General features: G+C 64.4%; 17 protein-coding genes. 8 read left to right on the plus strand and 9 right to left on the minus strand.

Features of this window, described 5'->3' with window-relative positions:
• Positions 1-9 precede the first annotated feature (9 nt).
• Positions 10-981, minus strand: a complete 972-nt coding sequence (locus RBB16_RS10455) for a TAXI family TRAP transporter solute-binding subunit (protein ID WP_306046112.1) — start codon at positions 979-981, stop codon at positions 10-12.
• Between the two features lie 120 nt (positions 982-1101).
• Here RBB16_RS10455 and RBB16_RS10460 point away from each other — a divergent pair, with 120 nt between their 5' ends.
• Positions 1102-1986, plus strand: a complete 885-nt coding sequence (locus tag RBB16_RS10460) for a MurR/RpiR family transcriptional regulator (protein WP_306046114.1) — start codon at positions 1102-1104, stop codon at positions 1984-1986.
• Here RBB16_RS10460 and RBB16_RS10465 read toward each other — a convergent pair.
• From RBB16_RS10465 to RBB16_RS10480, 4 genes are read right to left on the minus strand one after another with little or no spacing between them, the layout of a single operon-like run.
• Entirely contained in the window at positions 1978-2859 is an 882-nt protein-coding gene (locus RBB16_RS10465; protein ID WP_306046115.1) for a DmsC/YnfH family molybdoenzyme membrane anchor subunit, read from the minus strand. The genes RBB16_RS10460 and RBB16_RS10465 overlap by 9 nt on opposite strands.
• A complete protein-coding gene (locus RBB16_RS10470; protein WP_306046116.1) occupies positions 2859-3608 on the minus strand; it encodes a 4Fe-4S dicluster domain-containing protein in 750 nt (249 codons plus the stop codon). Before RBB16_RS10470 ends, RBB16_RS10465 begins: the two co-directional genes overlap by 1 nt.
• A complete protein-coding gene (locus RBB16_RS10475) occupies positions 3605-4444 on the minus strand; it encodes an alpha/beta hydrolase (protein WP_306046117.1) in 840 nt (279 codons plus the stop codon). The genes RBB16_RS10470 and RBB16_RS10475 overlap by 4 nt, the downstream gene beginning before the upstream one ends.
• Positions 4441-7263 (minus strand): molybdopterin oxidoreductase family protein, encoded by a 2823-nt coding sequence (locus tag RBB16_RS10480; protein ID WP_306046118.1) that lies wholly within the window; start codon positions 7261-7263, stop codon positions 4441-4443. Before RBB16_RS10480 ends, RBB16_RS10475 begins: the two co-directional genes overlap by 4 nt.
• Before the next feature lie 297 nt (positions 7264-7560).
• Here RBB16_RS10480 and RBB16_RS10485 point away from each other — a divergent pair, with 297 nt between their 5' ends.
• The 3 genes from RBB16_RS10485 (at position 7561) to RBB16_RS10495 (ending at position 12098) form a co-directional block, all read left to right on the plus strand.
• Positions 7561-8652, plus strand: a complete 1092-nt coding sequence (locus tag RBB16_RS10485; RefSeq protein ID WP_306046159.1) for a CapA family protein — start codon at positions 7561-7563, stop codon at positions 8650-8652.
• 73 nt (positions 8653-8725) lie between these two features.
• The gene (deoC, locus tag RBB16_RS10490) at positions 8726-9730 is read left to right on the plus strand and encodes a deoxyribose-phosphate aldolase (RefSeq protein ID WP_306046120.1); all 1005 of its coding nucleotides are present in this window, start codon (positions 8726-8728) and stop codon (positions 9728-9730) included.
• A gap of 16 nt (positions 9731-9746) precedes the next feature.
• Positions 9747-12098 (plus strand): aldehyde dehydrogenase family protein, encoded by a 2352-nt coding sequence (locus RBB16_RS10495; protein WP_306046121.1) that lies wholly within the window; start codon positions 9747-9749, stop codon positions 12096-12098.
• Positions 12099-12325: 227 nt separating this feature from the next.
• On the opposite strand, the gene RBB16_RS10500 is transcribed toward RBB16_RS10495, so the two are convergent.
• The 4 genes from RBB16_RS10500 to RBB16_RS10515 all read right to left on the minus strand — a co-directional run bounded on the left by RBB16_RS10500 (position 12326) and on the right by RBB16_RS10515 (position 16915).
• Positions 12326-13771: an NAD-dependent succinate-semialdehyde dehydrogenase gene (locus tag RBB16_RS10500; RefSeq protein ID WP_306046122.1), complete on the minus strand. Its 1446-nt coding sequence runs from the start codon at positions 13769-13771 to the stop codon at positions 12326-12328.
• Positions 13772-13786: 15 nt separating this feature from the next.
• Positions 13787-14773: a type I glyceraldehyde-3-phosphate dehydrogenase gene (locus RBB16_RS10505; protein WP_306046123.1), complete on the minus strand. Its 987-nt coding sequence runs from the start codon at positions 14771-14773 to the stop codon at positions 13787-13789.
• Positions 14774-14871: 98 nt separating this feature from the next.
• Positions 14872-15753 (minus strand): 2-dehydro-3-deoxygalactonokinase, encoded by an 882-nt coding sequence (locus RBB16_RS10510; protein ID WP_306046124.1) that lies wholly within the window; start codon positions 15751-15753, stop codon positions 14872-14874.
• Positions 15754-15964: 211 nt separating this feature from the next.
• Complete coding sequence (locus RBB16_RS10515; protein WP_306046125.1) at positions 15965-16915, minus strand: GlxA family transcriptional regulator; 951 nt, start codon at positions 16913-16915, stop codon at positions 15965-15967.
• Positions 16916-17026: 111 nt separating this feature from the next.
• Between RBB16_RS10515 and RBB16_RS10520 the strand changes: the two genes are divergently transcribed.
• The 4 genes from RBB16_RS10520 to RBB16_RS10535 are packed head-to-tail and all read left to right on the plus strand — an operon-like array spanning position 17027 to position 21490.
• Positions 17027-17737, plus strand: a complete 711-nt coding sequence (locus RBB16_RS10520; protein ID WP_306046126.1) for a GntR family transcriptional regulator — start codon at positions 17027-17029, stop codon at positions 17735-17737.
• Positions 17738-17747: 10 nt separating this feature from the next.
• Positions 17748-18665, plus strand: coding sequence for a dihydrodipicolinate synthase family protein (locus RBB16_RS10525; protein WP_306046127.1), 918 nt, complete (start codon positions 17748-17750; stop codon positions 18663-18665).
• A gap of 3 nt (positions 18666-18668) precedes the next feature.
• Positions 18669-20165, plus strand: a complete 1497-nt coding sequence (locus RBB16_RS10530) for an aldehyde dehydrogenase (protein WP_306046128.1) — start codon at positions 18669-18671, stop codon at positions 20163-20165.
• On the plus strand, positions 20162-21490 hold the full coding sequence (locus RBB16_RS10535) for an FAD-binding oxidoreductase (RefSeq protein WP_306046129.1): 1329 nt from the start codon (positions 20162-20164) through the stop codon (positions 21488-21490). Before RBB16_RS10530 ends, RBB16_RS10535 begins: the two co-directional genes overlap by 4 nt.
• Position 21491: the final 1 nt, after the last annotated feature.

Consider the following 21491-nt stretch of genomic DNA (forward strand, 5'->3'; position numbering starts at 1 on the left):
TGGGGCCGATCACTCGATCAGGCCAGCCTCGCGGTAGTAGCGCTCGGCACCGGGGTGCAGGGGCGCGCTGAGACCGTCATTGGCCATTTCCGCCGGGTCGAGATTGGCGAAGGCCGGGTGCAGGCTGCGGAACTGGTCGATGTTTTCCATCACCGCGCGGACGATTTCATAGACCACGTCATCGGGCACATCGGCGGAGGTGACGAAGGTCGCGCCGACACCGAAGGTCATCGTGTCTTCGTCATTGCCGCGATACATGCCGCCGGGGATGGTGGCGGTGCGGTAGAACGGGTTTTCCGAAACCAGCATGTCCACCGCGTCGCCGGTCACGTTCACGAGGACAGAGTCACAGGCGGTGGTGGCTTCCTGGATGGACCCGGAGGGATGGCCGACGGTGTAGACCATCGCGTCGATGTTGTTGTCGCACAGCGCCTGGGACTGTTCCGCGGCCTGAAGCTCTGACGCGATGGCGAAGTCGTCCATCGTCCAGCCCATGGCCTCCATCAGCACTTCCATCGTGCCGCGCTGACCGGAACCGGGGTTGCCCACATTCACGCGCATGCCCTGCAGGTCCTCGAAGCTCTCGATCCCGGCATCGGCGCGGGCGACCACGGTGAAGGGCTCGGGATGCACCGAGAAGACGGCGCGCAGGCCCTCGAAGGCGCCCTGCTCTTCAAAGCGCGAGGTGCCGTTATAGGCGTGGTACTGCCAGTCGGACTGGGCCACGCCGAATTCCAGCTCACCGCCACGGATGGCGTTGATGTTGTAGACCGAGCCGCCGGTGGATTCGACGCCGCAGCGGATGCCATGCTCGGACCGGCCCCGGTTCACCAGACGGCAGATCGCGCCGCCGGTCGGGTAGTACACGCCGGTCACGCCGCCGGTGCCGATGGTGACGAAGGTCTGATCCTGTGCCGATACAGCGCCCGCACCAAATGCAGTCGCGGCCGCCACGACGGCGCCAACCAAGTGTTTGTTCATGAATTCTCTCCCAATTGATCCGAAGTGAAACACGGATGCGGGTCAGGTGAAACAAATCATTGAAATTCGTCAAGACATAAATCAAACGTTCCAGAATGAAACAGTAACGGTCCCTTCGACATGACTCTCGACGATCTCAGGCAGGCTTTGGCCGAACAGGTTCACACCGCGTCCCCCAAGGTTTCACGCCTTGCTGCATGGGCTTTGGATCATCCGCAGGAGATGGCATTTCACTCGGTCCGGGCGCTTGCGAAACGGGCCGATGTCAATGCAAACACGGTGTTTCGTCTGGCCGTAGCGCTTGGGTTTTCCGGTTACGAACCTTGCCGAACCGCGTTCCAGGCGGCCCTGAGAGGCGAGGGTGGCATGTACGGATCGCGGGCAAAACAGCTCCGGTCCGGGGGAACGGTGGCCCTGACCGCCCGGATTCGCGAATCAGCCCACAAGAACCTCGACGCGCTGTTTTCCGAGGCGAATATCCAGCGGGTGAGCGAGGCGGTGGACCTGCTGGAAGCGGCAGAACGGATTTTCGTTGTCGGGGTGCGCAGCTGTTTTTCGCTGGCCCATTACCTCAGCTATTCGGGGCGCATGGCCTTCGACAGTTTCGCACCGCCCCTGAACGAACCGGGCGGCATTGCCGATGCGATCACGTCCACCGGACCGAATGACGTGGTGATCGTGATCACCTTCTCGCTCTATTCCTCCGAGGTCGTGCGCGCCTATGAGGCGGCTCTGGCGCGCGGGGCGCGGGTCATCGCCATCACCGACAGCTATGTTTCGCCCATTACGCGGGGGGCTGATGTGGTCTTTTGCCTGCCGATGGACGGGCCGCAGCCCCTGCCCTCGCAAGGCGCGTCCTTCGCTTTGGCCGAGGTTCTGGTGGGCGAGATGATCGCGCGCAGCGACACCGCTGCTCAGCGGATCGCCGATTACGAGGACCGGATGCTGGAATTCGGCGGTTACGTGCAGACCGCGCCCGGGGCGCGACCCGACGGCTCAGGCTGAGCGTTTGCCGTAATAAAGGCCGACCACATGCTCGGCCTCGGCGAAGAACAGCCAGCGCGAGGTCACAAGGCCCGCCACGTGGCTGATGACCGCGAGCAGCCCCAGCACATGGCCCGCGCCGGGGATGATCAGCAGGACAACCGGCAGGCCATAGCCCAGGGTCAGCGCGATCATGCGCAGCTTGCGGGAATGCTTGCGGCCCACCACATGCACGAATTCCTTCAGCAGGTAGTTTGTGCCGGTATGGGGCGGCTCGAAGGCCCGGATATTGCCCGGCGTGCCGAGACCCGTGGCCGTGGCGAGGTTTGTTCCCGACTCCTTCAGTGCACTGTCGCCCACCTGCCAATGGGCGACCTGCACGGCGGCGGCCAGGGCCAATAGCGCGGCGGCGGCGGTCATCTGGCCCGCCAGCAGCGCGCCGCCCGCGATGGACAGTGTCAGCAGGTGCACCGGGGTCAGCGGCTGGTTCCAGCGTGGCACGGTCCTGAGCTGGCCGTAGATCATCGAGGTGGAATAGACCGTGAGCAGCGATAGCGCCGCGCCGATCCAGCCAATCACCGTCAGCCGGGTGTCTAGGAAGACGGCGCAGAAGGCATAAACCGCCATGACCAGAAGCGCCGCGACCGACAGCCACGCCTCTCGGCTGAGCCAGCTGGTTTTCCATTGGGTAAACGCCTTCAGCGCGCGCTGCGGATTGCCCAGGTGGAAGGTGGAGGCCAGCAGCCCGCCCACGGCAAGCGCATAGGCGATGGCGTAGAAGACGAAGGCGACCCAACCGGTGACAGGCGGAAAGCCGAGGCCGAGGAACAGGAGCAGCCCGAAACCGAGGCCCGAGAAGCTGGTGAAGATGATGACGGAAGGTGCGGGATGCATCAGAGGCGCTCCAGTGCCTTGTCCAGCCAGCCGAGGAAGCCCTTGGGGTCTTCGGCCACCGGTTCGAGGAAGGGGGCGAGGATGTCGAATTCCTCAGCGCGGTCCTGTTTGGGACGCGGCGGCAGGTACTTGTTGACGGGCTTCGTGCCCTGTTCGGGCATCAGGTCCATCCCGCCACGTTCGGCTACCAGTTTCGACACGTCGCTGTCGGGATCGCCCAGGTCGCCGAAGTGGCGCGCGCCCGCCGGGCAGGTGCGCACACAGGCGGGCTGGCGGTCCACCTCTGGCAGGTTCTCGTTATAGATGCGGTCCACGCAGAGCGTGCATTTCTTCATCACCCCTTCCAGCGCGTCGAGTTCCCGCGCGCCGTAGGGGCAGGCCCAGGCACACAGCCCGCAGCCGATGCAGGCGGTCTCGTTCACCAGAACGATCCCGTCTTCCTGCCGCTTGTAGCTTGCGCCCGTGGGGCAGACGGTGACGCAGGGCGCGTCTTCGCAATGAAGGCACGACTTGGGGAAATGGACCAGCTGCGCGGGGCCTTCGGCTGGCGTGATCTCGTAGCTGTGGACCCGGTTGAGGAACGTGCCCGCAGGGTCGGCGCCGTATGCGTCAACGTCGGACAGAGGCGCGCCGTAATTCTCGGTGTTCCAGCCCTTGCAGGAAATCACGCAGGCATGGCAGCCGACGCAGGTGTCGAGATCGATCACCAGCCCGAGTTTCTTTTGCGTGCTTGCGGGAAGCTCGGTCATGCGGCCTGCTCCTTGCGGATGTCTTGGATAAAGGCGGAGAGGTCGGCGGCGAACCTTTCCGGGTCTTCGAGGAAGGGGGCGTGGCCGATGCCCTCATAGGGCAGGTAGCGGCCATGGGGCATGGCCTTGGCCGCGGCTTCGCCCGTTTGGGGGGAAACGACCGTGTCGGCGGTTCCGTGGATCACGAGGCCCGGGCAGGTCATGGCCGCATAGGTCGGGCGCATGTCCCAATTGGCGGCGAAGAGCGCGCGGCGCGCGGTGGCCGGGCAGAGCATGTTGGCCGCGACCATGCGGCCATAGGTTTCCCGGTCGAGCGGCTGCGCCGTGCAGGCATCGACGAAGCGCACCGTGGCGGGGATGAGGCGGGCCAGATCGGTGGTGTAGAGATCGCGGTCAAGGCCGGGGCTATCCGCGCCGACCATCCAGTCTTCCCGCGCGGTACCGATGGCAAGGATACCGCCCGCCAGCACCACGCCAGAAAGGTTGCCATCGCCATGGGTGGCAAGGTAGCTGGCGATGACGCGGCTGCCATAGGACCAGCCGACGAGGGTGACATTGCCGAGGTCATGCAGCGCCATGACGGCGGCGACATCGTCGGCCCAGAGGTGCGTGTCGGTATAGGCCGCCGGGTCTTCGGGCTTGTCGGAGGCCCCATGGCCGCGCAGGTCCATGGCGACGATATGGAAGCGGTCCTTGAGCCTGTCGATCAACGGATCCCAGCACAGGGATTGCTGCGCCCATCCGTGGATCAACAAGATCGCAGGGTTGGCGGGGTCCCCTGCCGAATAGGTCGCGATGCGGGTGCCGTCGCTGCTGGCGATTTTCGCGGCGCTCATTTGCCCACCTTCCACGCGAGGTTCTGCGGCCCCTGCCCCACGGGTGATTTGATCGGCGGATAGGCGGGTTGTGCCTCTTCAGGGGCGGCGACCTTCTCGATCTTCACGCGCAGGTCGAACCAGGCGGCCTGACCGGTCACGGGGTCGGAATTTGCCCAGCGCATGCCGTCGCCCTTGGGGGGCAGAAGCTCGTGGATCAGGTGGTTGAGCAGGAAGCCCTTGGTGGCCTCCGGTGCGTGTTCATCCAGCGCCCAGGCCCCTTTGCGCTTGCCGATGGCGTTCCACGTCCAGACGGTGTTTTCGTTGAGTGCGGCCATGTGGGCCACGGGGACCACGATGGAGCCATGGGCCGACGTGACGCGCGCCCAATCGCCCTCGCAGAACCCGTTCGCCTCCCAGATCTTTGTGGGCACGTAAAGCGGGTTGCGGCCATGCAACTGGCGCAGCCACGCGTTCTGGGTGCCCCAGGAATGATACATCGCCATCGGCCGCTGCGTCAGGGCGTGGACCGGGTATTCCTCGGGGTCGACATGGCCATCCTCGAAGGGCGGATACCAGATCGGCAGTGGGTCCATGACCGTCTTCACCCTCTCGCGCAGGTGTTCGGGCGGCTGGCGGTCGCCATGGCCCTCGGCGGCCAACTGGAACCGGCGCATGGGTTCGGCGTAGAGGCTGAAGAGATAGGGCTGCGGGCTGTCATATAGCCCCATGCCGACGGCCCAGTTCTGGTAGTCGGCGTTCCACGGTTTGTAATAGAGCGCCGCGTCGGGGATGTGTTCCACGAAGAAGCCGCCATTCTCGATATAGCGGTTCAGCTGTTCGGGGTTGGGCGCGCCCCTGCCCTTGTCGCTGCCATCGCCCCGGAAGCCCGCCAGAGGCCCGATGCCGGGTTTGCGTTCGTGGTTCACGATGTAGTCGGCGTAATCCTTGTACTTGGCGCTGCCATCCTCGTTGACGAAGGCGGGCATGCCGAGCCGCGCGCCAAGATCCACCAGCACCGACTGGAAGCCGCGCACGTCGCGGTCGGGTTCGATCACCGGCCAGCGGATCGCGTCGGCGGCGGCATCGGCCTCGCAGATCGGGCGGTCGAGCAGGCTGATACAGTCATGCCGTTCCAGATAGGTCGTGTCGGGCAGGATCAGGTCGGCATAGGCCACCATCTCGGAACTATAGGCGTCGGAATAGATGATGCGCGGGATCACGTAGTCGCCGTTTTCGTCCTTGTCCGTCAGCATCTTCATGACGCCCGAGGTGTTCATCGACGAATTCCACGACATGTTCGCCATGTACATGAAGAGCGTGTCGATCTTGTAGGGATCGCCCGCGTAAGCGTTGGAAATCACCATATGCATGAGGCCATGGGCGCTCATCGGGTTTTCCCAGGTATAGGCCTTGTCGATCCGGGCCGGGCTGCCGTCATCCTTGAGGCACAGATCATCCGGCCCCTGCACATAGCCCAGATGCGGGCCGTTCAAAGGCTTGCCGGGGGTCACGCCGCAATGGGGTTTCGGGTGCGCCTCGGTCGGTTTCGGATAGGGCGGTTTGAAGCGGAAGCCGCCGGGCACTTCGACACTGCCCAGAAGGATCTGCAGCACATGCAGCGCGCGGCAGGTCTGGAAGCCGTTGGAATGGGCGGAGATCCCGCGCATTGCGTGGAAGCTGACCGGGCGGCCGATCATCTTGTCATGTTTCACGCCGCGGAAATCGGTCCAGGGCTGGTCGATCTCGATCTCTTCCTCAAATGCGACGCGGGCCAGTTCCGCTGCGATATGGCGGATGCGTTTGGCGGAAATACCGACGCGGTCGGCCACGGCTTCGGGGGCGTAGTCGTCGGACAGGTAGCGATCTGCAAGAAGCTGGAAGACCGGGCGGTGCGTAATGCCCGCGTTGCGCCAGGTGCCGGCAAGGTCCGGCACCACGTCGGGATCGTCGAAGGGCGCGGGCTTGCCGGTGCGGCGGTCGAGAACCAGCATCTTGCCGTCTTCGTCGCGCAGCAGCAGCCCGTGTTCCGGCGAGCTTTCGTCGCCATTCACCAGAACCGGCGCATTGGTGTAGCGGCGCAGGTAATTGAGGTCGATCCGCCCCGCCTTCAGCAGGCAATGAATGAGCGACAGGATGAACAGCCCATCCGTGCCGGGGGTAATCCCCACCCATTCATCGGCAATCGCGTTATAGCCCGAGCGGATCGGATTGACACCGATCACCTTGGCGCCGCGCGCCTTTATCTTGCCCAGGCCCATCTTGATCGGGTTCGAGTCGTGATCCTCGGCCACGCCGAAGATCATCAGCAGTTTCGTATGATCCCAGTCGGGCTGCCCGAATTCCCAGAAGGCCCCGCCCATCGTGTAGATGCCGCCCGCCGCCATGTTGACGGAGCAGAAGCCGCCATGTGCCGCGAAATTGGGGGTGCCGAAGTTCTGCGCCCAGAGGCCCGTAAAGCTCTGCGACTGGTCGCGGCCGGTGAAAAACGCCAGCTTCTCGGGGTCATTCTCGCGGATCGGCTTCAGCCAGGACACGGCGATCTCCAGCGCCTCGTCCCAGGTGATTTCCTCGAACTCACCCGACCCGCGCGGGCCGACGCGTTTCAGTGGCGCGCGCAGGCGCGAGGGCGCGTTGACCTGCATGATCCCCGCGCTGCCCTTGGCACAGAGCACGCCCTTGTTCACCGGGTGGTCGCGGTTGCCCTCGATATAGGCAACCTTGCCGTCCTTCATATGCACATTGATGCCGCAGCGGCAGGCGCACATGTAGCAGGTCGTCTTGCGGATCTCGTCCGACACTTTCGGGGAGAGATCAATCGCCGGTTGAGTATGGGCCATGTGCTGTCCTGTACCTTCCTGCAGGAATTCCTGTTCTTCAATTCCGCCGCTCCGGGCGACCGGATCACAAAAGATTGCCTCTTGCCAGAACGTTTTGCCGGATTTTTGGTAACGATGCTTGACCAGTCAAGCGAGGGCCAGTCTTTTAGGGGTGATATGGCCAGATTTTTTGTAAGCGCTTACATTATGTCGCAGCGGGCGGCCCTGATCGGGGGGCTTCTGGCGCTGTCATCCTGTGTGCCGACGAGCGAATCGCCCGGCAGCCGGGCCTGTATTCCCGCAAGTGGCAGCACTCCCATGGTGCAACGAGAGGTCTTTCGGCCCGGGGCGGTGACAGTAGCAGCGGTCGGCGACGTACTGATGCATATCTTCCTTCAGGAAGAGGCCGCCGCTCAACCGGAAGGATTTGCCGACCTGCTGCGCCCCACAGCCCCCTATCTGGCAATCGCCGATCTGACCGTGGCCAATCTGGAAGGCCCCGCCGCGCGCAACGTCCTGCCGGGAGGCGGCGAACGCGTGCTGCCGGATCACGTTCTGACCGACGGGGTGGTCTATTCCGGCTACCCGACCTTCAACTTTCACCCGTCGCTGGTCACCGACCTGCGCGATAGCGGTGTCGACGTGATCCAGACCGCGAACAACCACGCGATGGACCGGGGGCCTCTGGGGGTGGACAGAACGCTGGAGGCCCTCGATGCCGCTGGCTTGCCCCATACCGGCACAAGATCCCGCGCCGCCCCAGACGCCCCGTGGCACACCGTCGTCAGCGCCGGGGGCGCGCGGATCGCCTTCCTCGCCTGTTCCTATTCCACAAATGGCCGGGCCGATCCGCATCACCAGGTTCTTCTGTGCTACCGAGATGAGACCGAGCTTCTTGCCACCATCCGCACCCTGCACGCAGAGCCCGCCATTGATGCGGTGATCTTCCTGCCGCATTGGGGCAATGAATATGTCCAGACCCCCGATGCCAACCAGCGTCGCCTTGCCCGCGCCGCGATGGAGGCCGGGGCCGCCGCCGTCATCGGCACCCATCCGCATGTGCTGCAACCGATCGAAGCCATCACCACCTCTGACGGGCGGCAGGGTTTCGTGGCCTATTCGCTTGGCAATTTCATCTCGTCGCAATGGGCGCTGCCGCAGCGGTCTTCGGCCATTCTCTACTTCGACCTGATGCCCGGTCCCAATGGGCTGGAAGCGCAGATGCCCGCCTATCTGCCGACCCGCGTGACCCGCTATGTCTCGGGCACCTATGTGCAGCCCGCCGAACAGGCCGTGGACGGACAGCAGAGCCTCGCCCATGTGGCGCAGGTTCTGGGGCGCGAGGGTGTTCTGAGCCTGGCCGATATCGCACGCCTTCAGGGCCGCCCGATCTGCGCAACAGGCGGCTGACGCGACGCAGGTGCTTGCACCGCCGCGCGACCCATGTAACCCTGACCATCTGATCAAAAACGGACCCGACGGGATGACCCAGACGACCCTAGACACGACCGCTACCGCAACCGCTGCAGGGCTGCCCCAGGTCAGCCACGCGCGAAACCCGATTATGCCGCTGGACATGGACTGGGTGATGGGCGCGCAGGCCAATACCTCGGCTATTGAGCGCCGCTGCGCCACCCTGCCCGGCCGCCGCACGGTGAAGAAGGAATATCAGGCCGCGTGGCTGGCCCGCGCGATTTCGTGCATCGACCTGACCACGCTGGCGGGCGACGACACGCCGGGCCGGGTGAAACGGCTCTGCGCCAAGGCGATGCAGCCGGTGCGCGCGGACTTGCTGGAGGCGATCGGCCTGCCGACGCTCACCACCGGCGCGGTCTGCGTCTATCACGATATGGTGCCCGTGGCGGTCGAGGCTTTGGCCGGGTCGGGTATTCCGGTCGCCGCTGTCTCCACCGGCTTCCCGGCGGGGCTGTCGCCCTATCACCTGCGGGTGAAAGAGATCGAGGAAAGCGTCAAGGCCGGGGCCGAGGAAATCGACATCGTGATTTCCCGCCGCCATGTGCTGACCGGCAACTGGCAGGCGCTTTATGATGAGATGAAGGACTTCCGCGCCGCCTGTGGCGAGGCGCATGTGAAGGCGATCCTTGCCACCGGTGAGTTGGGCACGCTGCGCAACGTCGCCCGCGCTTCACTGGTCTGCATGATGGCGGGGGCGGATTTCATCAAGACCTCGACCGGCAAGGAAAGCGTCAATGCCACCCTGCCGGTGTCGCTCGTCATGATCCGCGCGATCCGGGCCTATCAACAGGCGACCGGCTACCGCGTCGGCTACAAGCCTGCGGGCGGGATTTCGAAGGCGAAGGACTCGTTGGTGTACCTCTCGCTGATGAAAGAGGAACTGGGCGACCGCTGGCTGCGCCCCGACCTCTTCCGCTTCGGGGCCTCGTCCCTGTTGGGCGATATCGAACGGCAGCTGGAACACCACGTAACCGGGGCCTATTCCGCCAGTTGGCGGCACGCGATGGCGTGAACGGAGTTTGCACAAGATGACCATCCCCGAGATTTTTGAAACCATGGAATACGGCCCCGCGATGGAAGACGCGTCCGAAGCCCGCGCGTGGATCGCCAAGCATGCGGGCCGGTTCGGCCAGTTCATCGGGGGGGCCTTCACGGCACCGGGCGAGACCTTCGCCACCAAGAACCCCGCCACGGGCGAGGAACTGGCGCAGGTCACCCAAGGCAGCGCGGCGGATGTGGAGGCAGCGGTGGACGCCGCCGCCAAAGCCTTCCCCCGCTGGTCCAAGCTGTCCGACCACCAACGCGCCCGGCATCTCTATGCGCTGGCCCGGCTTCTGCAAAAACACAGCCGCCTGTTCGCCGTGCTGGAGACGATGGACAACGGCAAGCCGATCCGCGAAAGCCGCGATATCGATGTGCCCCTCGCGCAGCGGCATTTCTACTATCACGCCGGGCTTGCGCAGCTGCGCGACAGCGAACTCCCCAGCCACCAGCCGCTCGGCGTCTGCGGGCAGGTGATCCCGTGGAACTTCCCGCTGCTCATGCTGGCATGGAAGGTCGCGCCCGCATTGGCGGCGGGCAATACGGTGGTGCTGAAGCCTGCGGAATACACCTCGCTGACAGCGCTTCTCTTCGCCGATATCTGCCGCGAGGCGGGCTTGCCCAAGGGCGTCGTCAATATCGTGACCGGCGACGGCGCGACCGGGGCGGCACTGGTCGATCATCCGGGCGTCGCGAAAGTGGCTTTCACCGGCTCGACCGAGGTCGGTCGCAAAATCCGTGAAGCCACGGCGGGCAGCGGCAAGGCGCTGACGCTCGAACTGGGGGGCAAATCGCCCTACATCGTTTTCGACGACGCCGATATCGACAGCGCCATCGAGGGGCTGGTGGATGCGATCTGGTTCAACCAGGGGCAGGTCTGCTGTGCAGGGAGCCGTCTTCTTGTACAAGAAAACATCGCCGACGATTTCCACGCCCGGCTCAAGGCCCGCATGGCCAATCTGCGCGCGGGCGATCCGCTGGACAAATGCATCGACATCGGCGCGGTGGTGGACCCGGTGCAGCACGCGCAGATCAGCCGGATGGTGAGTGAGAACAATGCAGGTGAAACGTATCACGCGCCGATCGAGATGCCATCCGGGGGCTGCTTCTACCCACCTACCCTGATTACCGGGCTGGAACCTGCGGACCGGCTGATGCAGGAGGAAATTTTCGGCCCCGTCCTCGTGTCCTCCACCTTCCGCACGCCGGGCGAGGCGGTGGCACTGGCCAACAACACCCGCTACGGGCTGGCCGCGACACTCTGGACCGAGAATATGAACCTCGCTTTGGACGTGGCCCCCAAGCTGGCGGCGGGCGTGGTCTGGGTGAACGCCACCAACCTTTTCGACGCGGCGGCAGGCTTCGGCGGGGTGCGTGAAAGCGGTTTCGGGCGCGAAGGCGGGTGGGAGGGACTGCTGGCCTATCTCAAGCCTGCGGATGCAGGGAAACCGGTGAAACCCGCGAAGGTCCACGCGCCGGGCGAGACGGATTTCGACGGCATCGACCGCACCGCGAAATTCTATATCGGCGGCAAGCAGGCGCGGCCCGATGGCGGCTATTCGCGGCCCGTTCATGTCCCGCGCGGCGTGCTTCTGGGCCATGTGGGGATTGCCAACCGCAAGGATATCCGAAACGCTGTGGAGGCCGCGCAGAAGGCCGCCGGATGGGGCAAGACCACCGGGCATCTCCGGGCGCAGATCCTTTATTACATCGCCGAGAACCTGGGCGCGCGCGCGGCCGAGTTCGCCGACCGCATTCGGGCGCAGACCGGACGGTCGGCTGCCTCCGCCCGCGAGGAGGTGGACACCGCCCTGTCGCGGCTCTTCTCCTACGCGGCCTGGGCCGACAAGTTCGATGGCGCGGCCAAATCGGTGCCCATTCGCGGCGTGGCGCTGGCCATGAACGAACCCGTGGGCGTGATCGGGGCCTTCTGCCCGGAAGACGCGCCGCTGCTTGGCCCGGTCTCGCTGCTGGCGCCTGCGATGGCCATGGGAAACCGGATCGTGCTGATCGCAGGCGAAAGCGCGCCTTTGACGGCGACCGACCTTTACCAGGTGCTCGACACCTCGGACGTTCCGGGGGGCGTGGTGAACATCCTAACCGGGTCGCATGCCGAATTGGCCAAGCCGCTGGCCACCCATATGGACGTGGACGCGGTGTGGTGCTTCTCATCCACCGATATCTCGGGCGTGATCGAGGCGGGCAGCGCCGGGTCGCTGAAACGGACCTGGGTCAATAACGGGCGCAACCCGGACTGGGCCGGGCCGACTGGCGAGGGCAAAGCCTTCCTGCGCGCGGCAACCGAGGTCAAGACGATCTGGGTGCCCTACGGAGAGTAAGGCACCTCCCGCATCCAAGCCAGACCGGGCGCCGATATCCCGTGACAAAACGGCATCAGGCTGGCCCCGAGACGGCTTGAACCGGTTTGCCCCGGACAGACGCAGCATTACGGCGAACCCCCGTTTCGTATGCACGGGGGGTGTACAGGGGGTGTACGGGGGGTGTACGCATGGCACCCCCCTGTTTTCGGGATCGCGTGGCGGCGCTCCGCGCCGCGCGCCTTTGGTCAGATTCCGTCGATGCAGACGTATTTGGTATCGAGATAATCGGTCAGCCCCTGGCTGCCGCCCTCCTTGCCCATGCCGCTTTCCTTCACCCCGCCAAAGGGCGCTTCCACGGTGGTGATGAGGCCCGAGTTGATCCCGATCATCCCGTATTGCAGCCCCTCGTTCAGCCGGAAAGCCCGCGCAAGATCAGAGGTATAGGCATAGCAGGCCAGACCGTATTCGGTGTCATTGGCCATCGCGATGGCCTCCTCCTCGGTCTCGAATTTGAAGACCGGTGCCAGCGGCCCGAAGATCTCCTCCTTCGCGAACATCATGTCCTGCGTCGCGTTCCTGATCACCGTCGGCGCGAAGAAGCTGCCGCCATTTCCATGCCGCGCGCCGCCGGTAGCGATTTCGCCACCCTTCGCCGTGGCGTCGGCAATGAATTCCTCAACCTTTTCAACGGCATCAACGTCGATCATCGGCCCCTGTTCGACGCCCGGCTCCAGCCCGTTGCCGACCTTCAGTGCCGCGGTTTTCTCCACCAGTTTGGCGACGAAGGCATCATAGACACCCGACTGCACATACATCCGGTTCGCGCAGACGCAGGTCTGCCCGGCGTTGCGGAATTTTGAGACCATCGCCCCCTCAACCGCCTTGTCGAGATCGGCGTCATCAAAGACGATGAACGGCGCGTTGCCGCCCAGTTCCATCGAAACTTTCTTAACGGTATCAGCGCTTTGCCGGATCAGCTCCTTGCCCACTTCGGTCGATCCGGTGAAGGTCACCTTGCGCACCACCGGGCTTTCCATCATCGCGCCCGCGATCTTGCGGGCGGAGCCCGTGACCACGTTGACGACGCCCTTGGGGAAACCCACCTCTTCGGCCAGCGCCGCCCAGGCCAGGCCGGAATAGGGCGTCGCGGTCGCAGGTTTCGCCACCACCGTACAGCCCACGGCCAGCGCCGGCCCGATCTTGCGTGCCAGCATGGAGGACGGGAAGTTCCACGGCGTGATCATGCCCACCACGCCAACGGGATGATGGGTCACGAGGATGCGACGGCCATTCACCCCTGCGGGCACGATTTCCCCCTTCGCACGGCGCGCTTCCTCGGCAAACCAGCGGACATATTGCGCGCCGATGGCAATCTCGCCCATGGACTCTGCCAGCGGTTTACCCATCTCGACGGTCAGCAGTTCCGCCAGATCCTTCTGATTGTCCATCAGCGCGTCATGCAGCTTCCACAACAGGCCGATACGGCTCATCAGGTCCATCGCGGCAAAGCCGGGGAAAGCGGCCTCGGCAGCAGCAATCGCGCGCCTGGTTTCCACGTCGCCCGCATTCGGAATGGTGCCGATCACCTCGCCCGTGGCCGGGTTGGTCACGTCGATCGTGGCGCCGCTATCGGCCCCAACCCATTGACCATCAATGAAATTGCGTTCGCGCAGCCAGGTCGTGTAGCTCATCTTCTCTCTCCCATCTCAGGCGAAACTGCCCATCCGCCGGGCCACGTCGAGCATCCGGCAGGAAAATCCCCATTCATTGTCGTACCAGCCGAAGACGCGCAGCATGCCGCCTTTCGACCGTTTGATCTCTGGCCCTGCCACAATGAGGGACTCGGGCCTTTGCCGCAGGTCTGACGACACTAGCGGCCTGTCGGTATATCCAATCACGCCCCCCGATGAGGCCAGAAGCGCGCGGGCCTCCTCGGCGCTCGGTCGGGCGCGGGTGATGACGGCCATATCCACGCAAGACACGCTGGCCGTGGGCACCCTGACCGCCGAGCCGGTGATCCGGCCCGCCAGATGCGGCAGCACGATATCAACCAGCTGCTCGGCGCTCGTCGTCGTGGGCACCATCGACAGCGCGGCGGCGCGGCTGCGGGCCGGGTTGGCCATCGGCATATCCACGGTCGGCTGGCTGCCGGTATAGCAATGCACCGTTGTCATCAGGGCGGTTTCCAGCCCATAGGCATCGTCCAGCACGCGGGCCAGAGGAGCCAGCGCATTGGTGGTGCAGGAGGCGTTTGAAACGATCCTGTGATCCGCGCTCAGGCACGCGTCATTGGCCCCCAGAACCACGGTCAGATCGGCATCGGGCGACGGGCCGGAGACCAGCACCCGTGTGGCCCCTGCCTCCAGCCCCTGTTCCGCAATCGCCCGGTCCTTGGCCCGGCCCGTGCATTCCATCAGCACATCGACGCCCGCAAGGTCCAGTGCGCCCAGATCCCGCTGCTGTGTGAAGGGAATGCGCCGTCCGGCTGCGATCAGCGCCCCCGGCTCTGTCGCCACGCCACCCGGAAACGGGCCAAAAACGCTGTCGAATTCAAACAGGTAGGCACAGGTTTCCAGCGGCGCGATGTCATTGACGCCGACCACCTCGACCCCGTGCCACGCGTCGGAGGTCAGCCAGGCGCGCAGAACCGACCGGCCGATCCGCCCGAACCCATTGATCACGACCCGTGTCATTCCCGTTCCCCCACGCTGAAGTTGCGCGCAGTGATGCACGGGCGCAGGGAAGGTTCAAGCCATGCTCTGTGCGGCTTTCAGTCTGGCCAGAGGCGCAGCTAGGCGAAAGTTTCGCAAAGGCTCCGATAGGCGTGTTTCAGACCCGCAAGCGTCATTGTGTCCGAGTCGCAGGTCAGGACCGCAGCATCCTGCCCGGACAGGGCCTGTTCATAGAGGGACGACCAGGGGGACGAATTGACGATCATGACCTGCTTCCCTTGCCAGGCTGCCCTGGTGCTGGCCAGTTCCATTCCGATCAGCACCCCCTTCAGCCGCGCCTTGGCGGGGTCACTGTCGGACCGGGCGGATATCAAACGTTGCGCCGCCATTTCCGGCTGGTTCAGGGCCTCCGAGACCGCGCCATGAAAAACACCCATATCCAGAGCGGGTTCGGGCATGACACCTGTCCGTTCCCCCTGCGGGGCCAGCAGACCGAACAGCTCCAACGTCATGAAAAGCTGCACCTTGCGGACCTCTCCGGCATGGATCTGCACCCATTGTGTCTGCAAATCGGGGATGCAGATCGCGCCATTGAATGCTGGCATTTTGGCAGCGATCCCGCGGATCAGGCCATGATGGGACAGCGTCTTTTCGGGCCCCTTCGCCGCCCCGAGGCCCGGAAGCGCATGCAGGGTCAACCTGTCGTCAGAGGTGGCGACCGGCTTGATCGGGGCATCTGCCGGGCGGCGGGACGTCCCCACCGTTTCCGGCGCGTATCCTGGCAGCCCGCTGACAATCACCGGCGTCTGTTCGCGGATCAACCAGGGACGCACCAGGTTGAGCAGCACGATCTCGAAAGCATCGACGGCCACCTGCGCCAACCCTTGCGCCGAGCGGACCTTCATAAGGACCGACCCATTCCGATCCATGGCCCAAGCCCGCATTCCGCCCGCACATGAATCCACCGCGATCCAATGCGGTGCCGCATTCTGGTTTCTCATTTCTTTTCCGCCCCCAGTAGTCCGGGCAGAGAATTGACCAATCTATCGGTTTCAATCCCCAACCCGCCAATCTCTAATAGGGTCGTTTTATTTCCAGGTCGACAAAAATCTATGAATTGAGCGTTCACCCCATATCGAAAGGGTCATATGCAACGCCAAACCGGAACGAGGGGTTTCTGACGTCTCGATTGGTTTTGGCCAATGCAACAGTTCAGGATATCCGGCCCCTTTGGCTGCCCGGCGCCACCCCGAAATGGGACTTGTAGCTTCGCGCGAAATGGCCTGAGCTCTTGAATCCACAGGCAAACGCAACCTCTGTCACAGGCATTTCGGTTTGCAAAAGCAGGTGCCGGGCCTTCTGAAGGCGGATATCGACCTGGTATTTCTTGGGTGAACAATTCAGGTAGCGCCCGAATAGTCGCTCCAATTGCCGCACCGATATTCCAATCTCCGCCGCGATCTCGGCTGGCGAGATCGGGAATTCCACGGTTTCATTCATTCGGCGAATAGCGTGGCTCAGGTGGCTGTTCCGAATTCCGTGCCTTGCCTGGAAGGACAGGCGCTGTTCCGCGCTTGCATTGCGAACCGTGTTGTAAACCATCTGGTCGGCGACATCTGCTGCAAGCGTATTTCCGTGCCGGGCCTCTATCAGGTGCAGCATCAGATCGGCGGTTGCGGTGCCCCCCGAAGAGGTAACGGTCTTTTCATCTGCGACGAAGACGCTGCGTTGCAGGTTCACATCCGGAAACTCTTCCATGAAGGCGTCATGATAGTCCCAATGGATCGCGGCGCGTTGCCCGTCCAGCATCCCCGCGCGCGCCAGAATCCATGTGGCCGAACAGAGACCCCCGATTTTCACTCCCCGACGCGCCTGCCGCCTGATCCCGTTCATCAGACTGCGGGTCGCGCGGCCCTGTACCCCAATGCCGGACAGGACGAACAGGCGGTCCACCGGGGGCAGTTCGTCCAACGTGCAATCGACTTGACTGACGATCCCGTTGGAACACGCAACGGTCGAGCCGGTCTCTGACACCAGCGTCCATTCATAGAGCGTCTCGCCGCTGATCAGGTTGGCAATGCGCAAGGGATCAACGGCGCAGCCGAACGCCATATGGGTCAAATCCTCGACCAACAGGAAAGCGAAGTGTTCAGGGCGTGGCATGGTCATATCCTCAGGATAGCGCAGTTTTGGCTTGAACACGATTTGTATGCAATATGTATTTTCTTTGCGCACGATATTTGCTAGGCAAGCCGGGCAACGAAGGAAACCGCGATGCCCGATTCGACCCCAAGCCCCAAGGATACCTGCTATCAGGCCCTGAAAACCGCGATCCTGACGCTGGAGCTTCAGCCCGGCGCCGATCTGGACGAGGCAAGCCTGAGCGCGGAGTTCGGCCTGTCGCGCACCCCATTGCGGGAAGTGCTGCGGCGGCTGGCAGGCGAGGGCTATGTCGATCTGCGCCTCAATCGCGGCGCGCGGGTCAGCGAGATGTCGCACACCACCCTGCGCGACTTCTTCCTGGCCGCCCCGATGATCTATGGCGCGATCCTGCAACTGGCCGCGCAGAATGCCCGGGGCCCGCAGATCGAGGACCTGAAGCAGACGCAGGCCCGGTTCCGCGAGGCGCTGCGCAAGGGCTCGGCCCGGGAGCGGGCGCTGGTCAATAACCGGTTCCACGAGATCACCGGAGAGATGGCGGGCAATGTCTACCTGCTGCCGTCCTTCCGGCGGCTGCTGATCGATCACGCGCGGATTTCGATGACCTTCTACCGCCCGCGCGACGACGACATGGCCCGCAACGTCAGCGAGGCCGCCGACCAGCACGACCGGATCATCGCCGCGATCGAGGCGGGCGATGCCGACAAGGCCGCCACGCTTGCGATTGATCATTGGAACCTGTCCCGCCACCGCATCGAACTGTTCGTGATGCCGGGCGGGCTCGACCTGCCGCTTGGCGCGCCGCCGCGCGCCGCAACCGCCTGAGGAGAGGCCCATGACACCCATCTTCCGGTTCGAGGGGATCTATACGCCCGTCGTGACCCCCTTTCACGATGACTACTCCGTCAACTGGGACGCGCTGGCCGATGTGATCGAAAGCCTGATCGAGGCCGGAGTTCACGGCTTGATTTCCGGTGGCTCCACCGGCGAGAACTATGCGCAGACGGTCGAGGAACGGCTGGAAATCGCCCGCTTCACGCATGAGCGGATCAAGGGCCGCCTGCCGCTGGTCGTGGGCACCGGCGCGATGCTGACCGCCGACTCCGTCGCACTGGCCATCGGCGCGAAAGATATGGGCGCCGACGCGATCCTGCTGGCTTCGCCCCCCTACGCGGTGCCGACCGACCGGGAAAATGCGCTGAACGCGCTGGCCATAGACAAGGCCGCGAACCTGCCGATCATGCTTTACAACTACCCCGGCCGCACCGGCACGATGATGGGCGAGGAATTCCTCGACCGCGTCGGGCGCAGCCGCAATTTCTGCGGCATCAAGGAAAGCTCTGGCGATATCAACCGGGTGCACCTGCTGGCCCGCGACTACCCCCATATCCAGCTTGGCTGCGGCATGGACGATCAGGCGCTGGAATTCTTCGCCTGGGGCAGCCGGTTCTGGGTCTGCGGCGGGTCGAACTTCCTGCCTGCCGAACACATCGCGCTCTACAACGCCTGTGCAGTCGAAGGGAATTTCGACAAGGGCCGCCGGATCATGTCGGCGATGATGCCGCTGATGCGGGTGCTGGAACAGGGCGGCAAGTTCATCCAGACGATCAAGTATGGGGTGGACCTGAACGGGATCACCACGGGGCCGATGCGCCCGCCGCTCAAAGGGTTGAACAAGGACGACAAGCGCGCGCTGGAACAGGTGGTCGGCGTGCTGAAGCGCACCATTGCGCAAATTGAGGCGGAGGACTGAGAGATGGACCTGCTGACACGCGACGAATACAAGGCGCTGGCCGCCGAGATGGACTTCCCCAATGCCGCCTATATCGACGGGGCCTACCGCCCGGCGATCTCGGGCAAGACCTTCGCCACCGTGAACCCGGCCACGGGCGAAACGCTGACCGATGTGGCCGCCTGCGGCGCCGAGGACGTGGATTTCGCGGTGGCGAAGGCGCGCGAGGCGTTTGACGATGGCCGCTGGTCGCGGATGCACCCGGCAGAGCGCAAGGGCATCCTGATCCGCTTCGCCAAACTGCTGACCCGCAATGCCCGCGAACTCGCGGTGATGGAAAGCCTCGACAGCGGCAAGCCGATCTACGATTGCGAAACGGTCGATATCCCCGAGACGATCAACTGCATCAAGTGGCATGCGGAGGCGATCGACAAGATCTACGATCAGGTCAGCCCCGCCTCTGACGATCACATCGCCATGGTGGTTCGCGAGCCGATTGGCGTCGTGGGCCTCGTTCTGCCGTGGAACTTCCCGCTTCTGATGCTGGCGTGGAAGATCGGCCCGGCACTGGCCGCGGGCTGTTCCGTCGTGGTGAAACCGGCGGAGGAAACCAGCCTGACCGCTTTGCGCGTGGCGGAACTGGCGAGTGAGGCGGGCCTGCCGCGCGGTGTGCTGAACATCGTTCCCGGCAGCGGGCCGGAGGTGGGTGAACCTATCGGGCGGCACATGGATATCGACGCGGTGTCCTTCACCGGATCGACCGTCACCGGCAAGCGGTTCCTGACCTATTCGGGCGAGTCCAACGCAAAGGAAATCACGCTGGAGATGGGCGGCAAGAACCCTGCTATCGTCATGGACGACGCAGAAAATCTCGACCGGGTCGCCGCGCATATCGTGCAGGGCGCGTTCTGGAACATGGGTGAGAACTGCTCGGCCTCGTCCCGGCTTATTGTCCACAAGGACGTAAAGGCGGAGCTGCTGGAGCGCATCGCCCATCACGCGAAACAGTGGAACACTGGCGACCCGCTGGACCCCGAAACGCGGCTTGGGGCGCTGGTCAGCGAGGTGCATTTCAACAAGGTCTGCGGCTATGTGGAAAAGGCGGAAAGCTTCGTGATCGGCGGCAAGGCCGAGGGGGGCTTCGTTGAGGCCACCGTGGTGGAAATCCCCGACAACGATCACGTCCTGGCGCGCGAGGAAATCTTCGGACCGGTCCTTTCCGTGATTGCCGTGGACAATTTCGACCAGGCGATCCGCGTGGCGAATGACACCGATTACGGGCTCTGCGCCTCGCTCTTTACCGCCAATGCCAAACGCGCCATTCGCGGCGCGCGGATGCTGCGGGCGGGGACCGTGACGGTGAACAGCTTTGGCGAGGGCGATGCAACGACCCCCTTCGGTGGCTTCAAGCAATCGGGTTTCGGCGGGCGCGACAACGGCATTCACGCGCACGATCAGTACACGCAGCTGAAAACCATCTGGCTGGATCTCTCCGACGATGCGGATGAGGCGGTGGAGTGAGCGCATATCACGCCCGGCGCCTGCCGGTTCACAAAGGGCCGGCGGCATGGTCGGCCATCCTGCCGGGGCAGCCGGCCCCTGTGCCGCTGACCGAGAACATCACCGCAGATGTGGCGGTGGTGGGGGCTGGCTTCGCGGGACTGTCCGCCGCGCGGCGGCTTCTGCAACTGGACCCGTCGCTGAAGGTGGTGGTGCTGGACGCAGGCCGTGTGGCCGAAGGCGCGGCGGGCCGCAATTCCGGCTTCATGATCGATCTGCCCCATGATCTGGCGTCTGACGACTACGCCGGGTCGGGCGATGACCGCACGGTGACCGCGCTCAATCGGCAGGCCATCGCTTTCGCCCTGTCGGCAGCCGAGGAATACGCCATCCCCCGCGATTTCGCGGACCCCGTGGGCAAGGTGAACGGGGCGGCCAGCGTCGCTGGCCATTCGCACAACGAGAGTTATTCCCGGCACCTCGCTACGCTTGGCGAGGCGTCCGAAATGCTCGACGCCAAGGCGATGGAGGAGCTGACAGGCAGCGGCTACTACCTCTCGGGCCTCTACACGCCGGGCACTGTCATGCTGCAACCGGCGGGATATATCCGGGGGCTTGCGGAGGGGCTGAAAGCCAGGGCCGCGATCCATGAAAACAGCCCCGTCACCGGCATCGCCCGGATCGGTAATGATTGGCATGTCAGCACCACGCACGGCTCCGTCACCGCGCCCAAGGTGCTCATGGCCAATAACGGTCAACTGGAAAGCTTCGGCCTCGCGCGCGGGCGGCTGATGCATATCTTCCTCTATGCCTCGATGACGCCGGTCCTGCCCGAGGGCGCGGTGAGGGGCGCGGATCGGTGGGGCGTGACGCCCTCCGACCCCATGGGCACCACCATGCGCAAGATCAGCGGCGCGCAAGGCGGCAGCCGGATCGTCACCCGCACGGCAGCCAGTTTCAAACCCGGCATGGTAGCGAGCGACGCGGCCCTGAGACGCGCCCGCCGCATCCATGACCAGAAATTCGGCAACCGCTTCCCGGACCTGCGCGGGATCGACATGGAGCTCACCTGGGCGGGGCATCTCTGCCTCAGCCGCAATTCAGTCTCGGTGACGGGGGAACTGGAGGAAGGGCTTTACGCCGCCTGCTGCCAGAACGGGCTTGGCACCGCGCGGGGGACGCTCACCGGCATGGGGGCGGCGGAGATGGCCCTGGGGCACGAGAGCGACATCACGCGTGCGCTGCGGGCGGAACCGGAGCCGACGCGCCTGCCGCCCCGCCCGTTTTCCGACATCGGGGCGAATGTGTTTCTGCGCTGGAAGGAATGGCGTGCGGGGGCGGAATAGG

It is taken from the genome of Nioella sp. MMSF_3534 (assembly GCF_030732985.1).
Classification (GTDB): domain Bacteria; phylum Pseudomonadota; class Alphaproteobacteria; order Rhodobacterales; family Rhodobacteraceae; genus Nioella.